Consider the following 13,408-nt stretch of genomic DNA (forward strand, 5'->3'; position numbering starts at 1 on the left):
AACAAAAATAAGGGATTCTCAGACACTTTTTATTTTTGACTTTCGGATAGCAATGTGATTTAAACTATAATTAATTTTTTTTTTGGAAAAATATATTCTTCATTTTTCAATAACAGTGTTGTTTAAAGCCAAATAATAAAGAAAGCAAAACAATTCTTCCGTTAGCCCCCGATTTGCCTGTCTGCCGGCAGGTTAAGGCGGTATCCTTGCAGTGAAGCGAAGAGATATAGCCGAAAGCGGGAATTGCTATTCCAAATACAAGAGGACAATTCGCTCCTAATTCACAATATAATTTCTACTGTCTTGTTCTGATAAACTGAAATATCCAAGTGGATAATTCGCTTCAGTTGTGGTGTTAATAATATTGCCACGAACGGTTGCAGACGGAGATTGGAACGGACTTCCGCTGCTGTTTCCAGCGATGCTAACCAAGATTCGCATGTAATTGTAGTATTGTTTTGAGATTCCTGAAAGTGTAACATCAAAGTTTTGTCCGGGTTTTAATTTGTCACTTCTGTACAAACCAAATATTTGATTGCCTTGAAAATTTCGGTCTTCTTGTAAAAAATAAATTGGAATTGCGGTGTAACTGGGCTTAAACTTAAACAAATAATAATCATTTGTTGCTCCATTATCAGTATAAAAAGCTTTGATTTCTATGTCCTTTCCCGAGAATCCTGCGTTGTTTTTTTGTTCAATAAATTCAATTGACGGTACTGGTTTTAAAGTTTCGGTAGCAGTATAGGTTTCTCCATTTAAAAACACGGTTAAAACGTAGTTTCTGTTTAATACAGGCGTGAAATTAGTACAATTATAACTCCCAGTTCCTGCGGTTTCTGTAAAATTGAAGACGTTATTTGCAGCGTCTGTTATGAAAATGGTTGCGCCAGAAACAGTAGGAATTTGACTGCTATAATACGAAGTAGTGGTTGATAAATTGATGGTTTGTTGGTTTCCAAGCGTGCCTTTTTGCCATTTTATAGAAGCATCAATAACTAATTTTTGTGCCAATGTATTCAAATCAACGTCTATTACTTTTTCGCAACTTGATATCAAAGCAGTTAGTATTACAAGGAAAATTAGGTGTAGTTTTTTCACAGTCTTAGAATTTAAAATTATAACTTACAGCAGGAACGGTACCAAAAATTGAAAATCGAACTGCCTCATTACTTCCTGATGTTTGATTTTGTCGGAAACTTATTGAAGCAGCATTTTGTCGGTTGTAGAGGTTGTAAACACTGAAAACCCATTCCCCTTGCCACCCTTTTTTCTTTAACGGTTTTGGTGTGTAAGTCGCAGAAATGTCTAAATGGTGGTAGGTGGGCAATGTATTTTCATTGCGTAAACCGTAACTCGGAACAGTAATTCCTTGGTATTGGTATTGCCCATTTGGATACGTTACGGGTTGCCCAGTTTGCAAGGTAAAATTGGCGCCAAACGACCATTTTTCATTCCAGTTATAACTTCCTGTAACTGCAATATTATGTAATTTGTCAAAGGTAGATCGGTACCAATTTCCATTATTTATCCCAATTTCATTGGTACTTCTCCCAGGAGTTTGTTGTTCGGAACGAGAAAGCGTATAGGCAATCCAACCGTTTAATTTGCCAGTATTTTTTCGTAATAAAACCTCTAATCCGTAAGCTCTCAATTGCCCGTTTAGAATTATTTGTTCTAAAGCTTCGTTGGCAATTAAATTCGCTCCATCAATATAATCAATTCTGTTTTTTACTTTTTTGTAGAATGTTTCAACTTCAAGAGAATACGCATCATCATTGAAATTCTTGAAATATCCTAACGCAACTTGATCCGCAATTTGTGGTTTTATATAGGAATCACTTGGCGTCCAAACATCCAAAGGAGTTGGCGAGGACGTGTTGGAAATCAATTGTAAATACTGTGTCATTCGGTTGTAACTCGCTTTTATAGATTGATTTTTATCCAATGAATAGGAGGCTGAAAACCGAGGTTCAAAATTATCGAAGGAAGCAATTACTTTATTATTGTTGTAATATTTCGTTCCAATTGGGATTCCTTTCTCGTATATTTTCAAATCATTATTGAACGTTACGGCTTCATTATTTTGGTACAAATTCACTGTTGAAGAACCCAATCTGTAAAATTGACTGTATCGCAAACCGTACATTAATTCTAATTTGTCAGTAATTTTATGTTCTGCTTCAAAATAAACGGAAGGCTCATATGCATATTTTTTTTCTAATTGTCTGTAATTGATTCCAGATTCAGCAGTTGTGGGACTTATAGAACCCGGATTAAAATCGTAGTAAATGGAATTGATACCGTAATTCAATTTGATTTTATCGGAAATATAGTTTTTGAAATCATATTTCAAATTGTAGTTTTTAATTCCAGAATCATATTTGAAACCTACAAAATCCAATTGCAATCCGTAATAATAATCGCTATAAATCAAGGAAAGATTGGAAAATAATTTATCTGAAAATAAATGATTCCATCTTAGATTTGAAGTTGCATTTCCATAAATATTGGTGAAACTTCCCTCTAAATTAAACACATCACGACCAAAATATCCTGAAACGAACAAACTATTATTCTTATTGATTTTATAATTCAATTTGGTATTTAAATCATAAAAATAAGCGGAATTTTTGTTATTTGTAAGTTTCAAAAACAAATGTGCATACGAACCTCGTCCAGCAATTATGAACGAACCTTTGTCTTTCACGATGGGTCCTTCAACTAAAAGGCGACTTGAAATTAATCCAATTCCACCATTAATATGATAACTTTTCGAGTTGCCATCTTTTTGATAAATATCCAAAACCGAACTTGCTCTTCCACCAAAACGAGAAGGAATTCCGCCTTTATACAACTTTAAATCTTTGATGGCGTCAGGATTAAAAACCGAGAAAAATCCAAATACGTGCGACGAATTAAAAATCGTAGCCTCGTCCAAAAGTATTAAATTTTGGTCTGCGCCACCACCTCGAACATTAAATCCTGACGCGCCTTCACCAGCATTAGTAACCCCCGGAAGCAGTAAAATTGATTTCAAAACATCAACTTCACCCAAAACCACAGGCATTTTTTTTATGGTGGCAATCGAGAGTTTGTTCACGCTCATCTCTGCTTTTTGCGTGTTTGTAGTCTTTTTTTCGGAGATGATAACCTCTTGTAATTCCTCACCACTTTCAGATAATGAAATATTATAATTGGTATTTTTGGTTAAATCCAACGTAACTTCTTTAGTTTGAAAGCCGATAGAACTAATGGCAATTTTATAGTTTCCTTTTGGAATCGTAATGGAATAAAAACCGTATTCATTGGTTGTAGTATAAGCCGGAATTGCTGGAATAACTACATTTACACCAATTATACTTTCATTACTATTTGCAGCAGAAACTACACCGCTAAGCGTGACTTTCTCTTGTGAAAAACCATTAAAAATTACACCTAAAAGTAGTAAGTATAAAGTGATAATTTTATTTGAAATCATAGAATATATTTGAGTTGCAAAAATGATAAAATTATCAGTAAATCGACTCTAATTATTTGTTAATCTATCGTTAAGAATTTTTTTATTTTGGTCATCACATATGAAAAATTAAGTCAAGACGTTTTTTTTTAAAACTATTTCACTTTTTTTAAGAAATAATTTTTCTTGTTTTCTTCAATCAGAATTCAAGATTTTACCATGGACAACAAAAATAACAAACTGATTAAAAATATGATATTTAACAATTGAAATTTTTATTTCATTTCAATTAAATTCTTATTTTCAATTCAGAAATATTTTTCTAGGTCCAAAACCTTTGTAACTTTGTATCTTAATACTTATGCACCCAAATAAATGACTCTCAAACAAAAAATCCATCAGCATTATACCCAACAAGTCCAAGACAAAATAGATGTTTTTCGGGATATGATTTCGGCATTGACCGAAGATTCTAAGAATGATGCCAAAGGTTCTGCGGGCGACAAACACGAAACCGCTTTGTCGATGATGCATTTAGAACAGGAAAAACTTAATTACAAACTCAAAGAAGTTTTGGAGCAAAAAGCAGTTTTAGACAAAATAGATTCCTCTTTATTGCATACCACAATTGCTTTGGGAAGTTTGGTTCAAGCCAATGGAATCCATCTTTATGTGAGTTTGGCACTCACAAAAATCAATATTGAACAAGTAAATATTATCCCTTTATCGCCACAATCGCCACTGGGAACTAAATTAATGGGAAATAAAGTGGGTTTTGAATTTGAAATTAATGCTACAAAGTACCTCATAGAAAGCATTTCATAAACTCGATTTTTACAATCTGTAACTTCAAATATAGATTTAGATTGCTTTTACTTTCATATTTACATAAAAATACAAATTTATGTTTAATATTATAACTAAATAATTCTATTTGGTTTTAATAAGGAATCATTATGTTGAAATTTGCAGAAGCAAAAAAATATAGTATGTGTGGAATTTTAGCAATTATTGGAAAAGGAAAAGATGAAGAGTTAGTAAAAAAACTTTCTAAAAGAATGTCGCATCGCGGACCAGACGAAAGTGACATGCACGTAACTGAAAACGGACATATTTTGAGCCACGAACGCTTGTCGATTATAGATTTGCATTCGGGAAGACAACCAATTCAAGGGTCAAAAACGGCTTGGATGGTTCACAATGGGGAAATTTATAACCACCAAGAATTGCGTGATGGAATTTTGAAACACCATACTTTCAGAACCAAATCAGATTCGGAAGTAATCGTACATTTATATGAAGAATTTGGATATGATTTTTGCAATATGTTGGATGGAGATTGGGCATTTGTGATTGTTGATAGCGATGATTATATAGCAGGTCGTGATCCAATGGGCGTGAAACCGTTATATTATGGTTTGGACGAAAGAGGGCGTATCTATTTTTCATCTGAAATGAAACCAATTGCCGATCAATGTAAAACGTTTTCAACATTTCCCCCAGGACATTATTACACAGAAAAAACAGGATTTGTAAAATATTACAACCCAGAATATGAAGATTATTTAAAAGCAAATCACGAATTGGATTTGGATTTAATCAGAACTTCATTAACAGAAGCTACTCGCAAAAGATTAATGAGTGATGTGCCAATTGGAGTGTTGCTTTCGGGAGGCTTGGATTCGTCATTGACATCTGCAATTGCTTCAAGATTATTAGCGGAAAGCGGTAAAAAATTACATTCTTTTTCGATAGGTTTAGATGAAAATGCGCCAGATGCAATGGCAGCGAGAAAAGTGGCGGAATATTTAGGAACAGAACACCACGAAATCCATTTTACAATTGAGCAAGGAATTGAAATTTTAGACAAGTTGGTTTGGCATTTAGAAACGTACGATGTGACTTCAATTCGTGCCAGTACTCCAATGTATTTCTTGTCAAAAGCTATCACTGATTTGGGAATAAAAGTGGTTTTATCTGGTGAAGGTGCCGATGAAATTTTTGGAGGTTATTTGTATTTTAGAAATGCACCATCAACGGTAGATTTTCAAAAAGAAACCATTGAAAGAGTTCAAAAATTATTCACTGCCGATTTGTTAAGAGCTGATAAATCTACAATGGCACACGGATTAGAAGCGCGAGTTCCTTTTTTAGATAAAGAATTTTTGGATGTTGCAATGTTAATCAAAGCGGAAGAAAAACAGCCGAAAACGTATGACGGAAAAGAAAAATACATTCTAAGAAAAGCATTTGACACACCCGATAATCCGTATTTGCCAGCTGAAGTTTTGTGGAGACAAAAAGAGCAATTTTCAGATGGAGTAGGTTACAACTGGATTGATCAATTAATTGATTATTGCTCGTCAAAAGTTACCGATGAAGAATTGGAAGCTGCGGGTTCGTTATTTTCATATAACACACCAACAACCAAAGAGGCGTATTTCTACCGAACTATTTTCCATAAATATTATCCACAAGTAAGTGCGGCGCAAACCGTTAGAAAATGGATTCCAAAATGGCAAGAAAATCAAGATCCAAGTGGTAGAGCGAATGCTGCTCACGTGAAAGCGGATACCGACATAGCAAAAACAAATGTTGTAATTTAGTTAGTTTTTTTATTTCTATTTGTTTCAAGAGCGCTTACTTTTAGTAAGCGTTTTTTTATTGGTATAATAATAAGGAGTAATTAATCGATAAATGTTAATAACTTACATTACTAAAACAAGCGATTTAAGGGAATATTAAATCTCGTTTATATATATTTGTACGTTAAACAAAAAAACATTCAGAATTACAGCAATATGAGCGAAGAAATCAATAAAAATAGTTACTCAGCAGATAGTATTCAGGCATTAGAAGGAATGGAGCACGTAAGAATGCGTCCATCGATGTATATTGGAGATGTAGGCGTTAGAGGTTTGCACCACTTGGTTTATGAGGTGGTTGACAACTCAATCGATGAGGCAATGGGAGGTCATTGCGACACAATAATTGTAGATATAAACGAAGATGGATCTATAACTGTTGAAGACAACGGTCGTGGTATTCCAGTTGGAATTCATAAAAAAGAAGGCGTTTCGGCATTGGAAGTTGTAATGACTAAAATTGGTGCTGGAGGTAAATTTGATAAAGATTCATATAAAGTTTCTGGAGGACTTCACGGTGTTGGGGTTTCTGTTGTAAATGCATTGTCAAATCACTTAAGAGCTACGGTTCATAGTAGTGATGGTAAGGTTTACGAGCAAGAATACGAAAAAGGGAAATCATTATATCCGGTAAAACAAATTGGGGAAACTACCAAAAGAGGAACAATTGTTACTTTTTATCCTGATGCTTCTATTTTTACTCAAACAGTAGATTATTCTTATGATACTTTGTCGGCTCGTATGCGCGAGTTGTCTTACCTTAACAAAGGAATTACGATTACATTCACTGACAAAAGAGAGCTGGATAAAGACGGAAAATTTGTTTGTGAAGTATTCCATTCTACGGAAGGTCTTAAAGAATATATCCGTTATTTAGATGGAAATCGGGAGCCAATTATTGCGCACGTAATTTCTATGGATTCTGAAAAAGGAGAAATTCCGGTTGAGGTTGCCTTAATCTACAACACAAGTTATACGGAAAATATTTTTTCTTATGTAAATAATATCAACACACACGAAGGTGGAACACACTTGCAAGGTTTTAGAACCGGTTTAACTCGTTCTTTGAAAAAATATGCAGATGCTTCTGGAATGTTGGATAAGTTGAAATTTGAAATTTCTGGGGATGATTTCCGTGAAGGTTTAACAGCTATTATTTCGGTAAAAGTTGCAGAACCACAATTTGAAGGACAAACCAAAACTAAATTAGGAAATAGAGAAGTTGTTTCGCCTGTAAGTCAAGCTGTTGGAGATATGATTGAAAACTATTTGGAAGAAAATCCAAATGACGCTCGTATCATCGTTCAAAAAGTTATTCTTGCGGCTCAAGCCCGACACGCTGCCAAAAAAGCTCGTGAAATGGTGCAACGTAAAACCGTTTTAGGCGGCGGTGGATTACCAGGGAAATTATCAGATTGTTCAGAACAAGATCCTGCTCGTTGTGAAGTATATCTTGTCGAGGGAGATTCGGCGGGTGGAACAGCAAAACAAGGTCGTGACCGAGCATTTCAAGCAATTTTGCCTTTAAGAGGAAAGATTTTGAATGTGGAAAAAGCGATGCATCACAAAGTTTTTGAAAACGAAGAGATTCGTAATATTTTCACTGCTTTAGGAGTAACAATTGGAACTGCCGAAGATAGTAAAGCCTTGAATTTAGAAAAATTGCGCTATCATAAAGTAATTATTATGTGTGATGCCGATGTCGATGGTAGTCACATTTCTACTTTAATTCTGACCTTCTTCTTTAGATTTATGAAAGAATTAATCGAGCAAGGACACGTTTATATTGCTGCGCCACCTTTATATTTAGTTAAAAAAGGAAACAAAAAAGAATATGCTTGGAATGATAACCAACGGGATCAAGCCAATGAAAGAATGGGCGGAAGCGCTGCTATTCAACGTTATAAAGGTCTTGGAGAAATGAATGCGGAACAATTGTGGGAAACTACAATGGATCCAAGTTTCAGAACTTTGCGACAAATAAATATTGATAGTTTGGCTGAAGCCGATAGAGTTTTCTCAATGTTAATGGGAGATGAAGTGCCACCCAGAAGAGAATTTATCGAGAAAAATGCAGTATATGCAAATATTGATGCTTAATCGATGAAAAAGTTAGTTTTCCTAATTTTATTAGTTTCAAATGTTTCGTTTTCTCAAACAGCACAAGAGTTGGAGGATTTGGGTCATCTGATAAATGATGCTTTGTTTTTTTCTAATAAATACTTTACTCCAGCTGCCGATGCTGCAATTTATCAAGCCACATCGGGTTGGGTTAGTTCACCAAAAAAACGGAAACTTTGGGATGTAACTATAGGAATTCATGCGAATGCTTTTTTAGTTCCTATTACAGACAGACAATTTGTAATTAATAATTCCGATTTTACATTTTTTCATATAGAAAATGCAAGTTCGGCAACAGTTCCAACCGCTTTAGGAAATAATTACCAAGTTAATTTGATTGGGCAAATAGGAACAACTCCCGTGAACTTAAAAACCCCTGAAGGAGTAAATGAAGAAGTTGTTTTGTATCCTCATTTTTTGGGTTCTATAGCACTTTGGCAGGGAACCGAGTTGGTGTTGAAATATGCACCAAAAACGAATCTAAAAAAAGGAGATTATCAAGTTTATGGTTTTGGTTTCAAGCACAATTTAGATCAATATTTTAACGCATTGCAAGCTAAAAAAATTAATCTTGCGGGATTAATTTGTTATTCAAATGAAAATATTAGTAATGATTTTATTGACCCTCAAACTAGTATTGGCAACCTAGGAATTAATAGAATTTCAGGATTAGTAGATACGTGGCAACTTCAATTTAACGCTTCGAAAGAATATAAAAGATTTGAAATTATTACGGGAATTATTGTAAATGTGAGTGATGTAAAATACAAATTCACTGGTGAAGTCCCACCAAATCAAGCATTACCAATGCAATCTCTATTTAACGAAAGGTTAAAAGAAATTTATAAAACAAGAACCAACTTTTTAGGAGAGTTATCTTGCAGGTATAAAATTAATAAAATGTATTTACAATCTACCTTTGCATTTGGTAAATTTGTAAACTCAAATATAGCATTACAATACGAGTTTTAACACATAATAAAAACAATACAAATGAAAGTTACAATTATTGGAGCAGGGAATGTGGGAGCATCTTGTGCAGACGCAATTTCATACAGAGGAATTGCATGTGAAGTAGTATTATTGGATATCAAAGAAGGTTTTGCTGAAGGTAAGGCTATGGATATTATGCAATGTGCCACCAATACAGGTTTTAATACAAGAGTTTCGGGAGTTACAAATGATTATTCGAAAACTTCTGATAGTGATGTAGTGGTTATTACTTCGGGGATTCCAAGAAAACCGGGAATGACTCGTGAAGAATTAATTGGTATTAACGCTGGAATTGTAAAAACAGTAGTTGAAAATGTACTAAAGTTTTCACCAAATACTATTGTAGTTGTGGTTTCAAACCCAATGGATACAATGACTTATTTGGCTTTGAAAGCTACAGGTTTGCCAAAAAATAGAATTATTGGAATGGGTGGAGCGTTAGACAGTTCTCGTTTTAGATTTTATTTATCACAAGCTTTGAACACCCCTTCAAATGATATTTCTGCAATGGTTATTGGCGGTCACGGTGATACAACTATGATTCCACTAACTCGTTTGGCATCTTATAATGGTATTCCAGTTTCTGAATTTCTTTCTCAAGAAGAATTAGATAAAGTAGCGGCTGCAACTATGGTTGGTGGTGCTACATTAACTGGGCTTTTAGGAACTTCTGCTTGGTATGCTCCGGGAGCTTCTGTTGCGTATTTAGTAGATAGCATTTTGAACAATCAACGAAAAATGATTGCTTGCTCGGTGCTATTGGAAGGAGAATATGGCCAAAGTGATATTTGCATTGGCGTTCCTTGTATTATAGGTAAAAACGGAGTTGAAGAAATTTTGGAAATCAAATTAAATGATGCTGAAAAAGCATTATTTGCGAAAAGCGCTGATGCAGTTCGTAATATGAATGCCGATCTTAAGTCGGTATTAGCATAAATATTCCTTAAACTTTGGGAGAAGACTGCAAAAAAATGTAGTCTTTTTTTTAGATTAATCATTAAATAAATTGGTTAGTCTCATTGATAATTATATATTTGTCTGCTAAAAAATATTGAGCATAAATAAAGTGGGTATTATTTATTTAAAATAATAAAGACTTAATTTATTTTTAACATTTAAACAAGTAAAAATAGAATAAAAATTAATTAATTATAGTAATAATGCAGAATAGAGGACTTATTAAATTTTTCGCAATTTTATTTGCTTTGGTAAGTATTTACCAACTTTCATTCACTTTTGTATCCCACAAAATAGAAAGTGATGCCAAATCGTATGCTAACGGTAATTCAGAAAAAGAATTAAAATACTTAGATTCCATTGGAAAAGAAAAAGTATTTAATCTTGGTTTTTCAGATTTCACATACAATGAAGTAAAAGACAAAAAAATCAATAAAGGATTAGATTTAGAAGGTGGAATAAACGTTCAACTTCAAATTTCTGTAAAAGATATTATCAAAGGATTATCTAATAATTCTAAAAATCCTGTTTTCAATCAAGCATTGGCGGAAGCAACTAAAAATAGACAAGGAAATCAAGATTATTTAGATGTCTTTTTTGTTGAGTTTGAAAAAGCAGCTGGTGGAAAAATTAAATTATCTTCTCCAGATATTTTTGCTAACAAAATATTAGGGGATGAGGTAAACTTCAAAAAAACCGATGATGAGGTTAAGAAAGTAATCAGAAGAAAAGTTGATGAGTCTATCGAAAGTGCTTTTGAAGTATTGAGAAAACGTATCGATAAATTTGGTGTAACACAACCTAATATTCAAAAATTAGGAGAATCAGGAAGAATCTTAGTAGAACTTCCAGGGGCGAAAGATGTGGATCGTATCAAAAAATTATTGCAAAGTACAGCTCAATTGGAATTTTGGGAAACCTACAAAATTGACGAATTGGGTAATTTCTTGATGGCAACTAATAATGCTTTGAAATTAACTGAAAAAGGAGCGATTAAACTAAAAGAAACTGCAAAAACAGGAATTGATACTTTATTAACTGATAAAGCAAAAGATACTGTTGCTGATAAAAAAGGAAGCAATCCTTTGTTAGACAAATTTGTATCTCAAGGTGGTGGACCAGTTCTAGGGGTTGTTGCTCCAAAAGATACTGCTGTAATTAATAGTTATTTCAAACGACAAGACATCAGAATTTTATTACCTTCAGACAAGCGTTACGCTAAATTTGTATGGGGAAAACCATCGACTACAATTGATGAAAAAACCAAAAAAGAAGTTGAAACTGTTGAATTGTATGCATTAAAAGGAAACAGAGACAATCAAGCGGCTATGAGCGGGGGAGTTGTTACAGATGCTAAAGATTCATTTGACCAAATGGGAAAACCTGCTGTTACAATGCAAATGAGTGGTCAAGGTGCTAAAGCTTGGGAAGAATTAACAGGAAAAGCATTTACACAAAAAAGCAATATTGCTATTGTATTAGATGATGTTGTTTATTCAGCTCCAGGGGTTTCAAGTGGTCCTATTACAGGAGGAAGATCAGAAATTACAGGTGCTTTTGATGTTATAGAAACTAAAGATTTAGCCAACGTATTAAGAGCAGGTAAATTACCAGCTTCAGCAGAAATTGTACAATCAGAAGTGGTAGGACCATCTTTGGGTCAAGAAGCTATTGATAACGGTACAAACTCAGCAATTATCGGTTTGTTAATCGTATCACTTTGGATGATGGTTTACTACGGTAAAACAGGTTTATATGCAAACATTGCTTTGGCAATCAACTTACTTTTCTTATTTGGTATTTTAGCAAGTTTAGGTGCTGTTCTTACATTGCCAGGAATTGCAGGTATCGTATTAACAATGGGAACTGCCGTAGATGCAAATATCATTATCTATGAAAGGGCGAAAGAAGAATTGCGTGCTGGGAAAACAATTGATGATGCCATTAAAGCGTCATTTGGTTGGAAAGGGGCGATGCGTTCAATTGTTGATGCAAATGTAACGCACGTTTTAACAGGTGCGGTTTTATTGATATTTGGAACAGGACCAATTCAAGGATTTGCAACTACATTATTAATAGGTATAGCAACGTCGTTATTTACTTCAATTTTCATTACAAGAATATTATTGGATTGGAGCTTTAACAGAGGTAATAAATTGTCTTTCGTTACCGGTTTCTCTAAAAACTTCTTTACCAATTTCCATTTTGATTTCTTAGGTGTAAAAAAATACACGTATATCTTTTCAAGTTTGGTTGTAATTGTGAGTATCATTTCTCTTTCTACAAATGGATTGAATCAAGGAGTCGATTTCGTTGGAGGAAGAACATTCCAAGTACGTTTTGAAAAACCAGTTTCTGCTGAAGAAGTTAAATTAGAATTGGTAAAAGTATTTGACGGAAGTGCAGAAGCCAAAATATTTGGTAAAGACAACCAGTTAAAAATTACAACAAAATATAAAGTTGCGGAAGCAGGTATAGAAGCTGATAAAGCAGTGAACCAAATTTTATATGACAACTTGAAAAAACATTTTGATGCCAATATGACTTACGATAAATTCGTTAACAGTTATGATGGTAAGAAATTAGGAATACTTCAAGCTTCAAAAGTAGGGCCTACAGTGGCTGATGATATCAAAACAAATTCGTATTGGGCTGTAATTGGTGCAATGTTAATCGTTTGTTTGTATTTATTTATAAGTTTCAGAAAATGGCAATACAGTTTGGGAGCGATTGCTGCTGTTGCACACGACGTTATTTTTGTATTGGGTATTTACTCTTTATTATGGAAATACATGCCATTTGGAATGGAAATCGACCAACACTTTATCGCTGCGATTCTAACGGTAATTGGATATTCTATGAATGATACCGTTATTGTATTTGATAGAGTTCGGGAATACTTGGGTGGTAAAGCAAAAGGAAATTTCAATTCTATTGTGAACCAATCTATTAACTCTACGATGTCAAGAACTATCAATACCTCATTAACGATGATTTTAGTATTGTTGATTATGTTTGTATTTGGTGGAGAATCTATCAGAGGATTTATCTTTGCCATGTTAATTGGTATTGTAGTAGGAACGTATTCTTCATTGTTTATTGCAACTCCAGTATTAGTTGACACTATTTCTGATGCAGAACACAAAAGAATAGAAGCAGAGCACAACTCATAATTCGATAGTTTGACTAGTCCTAAATAATCGATACAGATTATTAGACAAAAATAGATAAATTA

At 33.8% G+C, this 13,408-nt stretch carries 8 protein-coding genes; 6 read left to right on the top strand and 2 right to left on the bottom strand.

The features are described 5' to 3' along the window. Positions 1 to 276: 276 nt before the first annotated feature. Entirely contained in the window at positions 277 to 1,098 is an 822-nt protein-coding gene (locus AC9UEH_RS11110) for a DUF4249 family protein (RefSeq protein WP_509531812.1), read from the bottom strand. A 4-nt stretch (positions 1,099 to 1,102) separates the two neighbouring features. Next, positions 1,103 to 3,478, bottom strand: coding sequence for a TonB-dependent receptor (locus tag AC9UEH_RS11115; protein ID WP_509531815.1), 2,376 nt, complete (start codon positions 3,476 to 3,478; stop codon positions 1,103 to 1,105). Positions 3,479 to 3,832: 354 nt separating this feature from the next. On the opposite strand from AC9UEH_RS11115, the gene AC9UEH_RS11120 reads away from it, so the two are divergent. From AC9UEH_RS11120 to secDF, 6 genes are all read left to right on the top strand, one after another. Further along, the gene (locus AC9UEH_RS11120) at positions 3,833 to 4,282 is read left to right on the top strand and encodes a hypothetical protein (protein ID WP_509531818.1); all 450 of its coding nucleotides are present in this window, start codon (positions 3,833 to 3,835) and stop codon (positions 4,280 to 4,282) included. A 164-nt stretch (positions 4,283 to 4,446) separates the two neighbouring features. Continuing rightward, on the top strand, positions 4,447 to 6,063 hold the full coding sequence (asnB, locus tag AC9UEH_RS11125; protein WP_509531831.1) for an asparagine synthase B: 1,617 nt from the start codon (positions 4,447 to 4,449) through the stop codon (positions 6,061 to 6,063). A gap of 195 nt (positions 6,064 to 6,258) precedes the next feature. Beyond that, on the top strand, positions 6,259 to 8,202 hold the full coding sequence (gyrB, locus tag AC9UEH_RS11130) for a DNA topoisomerase (ATP-hydrolyzing) subunit B (protein ID WP_509531820.1): 1,944 nt from the start codon (positions 6,259 to 6,261) through the stop codon (positions 8,200 to 8,202). Positions 8,203 to 8,205: 3 nt separating this feature from the next. Then, the gene (locus AC9UEH_RS11135) at positions 8,206 to 9,195 is read left to right on the top strand and encodes a DUF6588 family protein (RefSeq protein ID WP_509531823.1); all 990 of its coding nucleotides are present in this window, start codon (positions 8,206 to 8,208) and stop codon (positions 9,193 to 9,195) included. A 21-nt stretch (positions 9,196 to 9,216) separates the two neighbouring features. After that, positions 9,217 to 10,152: a malate dehydrogenase gene (gene mdh / locus AC9UEH_RS11140; RefSeq protein ID WP_509531825.1), complete on the top strand. Its 936-nt coding sequence runs from the start codon at positions 9,217 to 9,219 to the stop codon at positions 10,150 to 10,152. Positions 10,153 to 10,376: 224 nt separating this feature from the next. After that, a complete protein-coding gene (gene secDF / locus AC9UEH_RS11145) occupies positions 10,377 to 13,346 on the top strand; it encodes a protein translocase subunit SecDF (protein WP_509531828.1) in 2,970 nt (989 codons plus the stop codon). Positions 13,347 to 13,408 lie beyond the last annotated feature (62 nt).

Source organism: Flavobacterium sp. (assembly GCF_040402835.1).
Taxonomy (GTDB): Bacteria; Bacteroidota; Bacteroidia; order Flavobacteriales; family Flavobacteriaceae; genus Flavobacterium.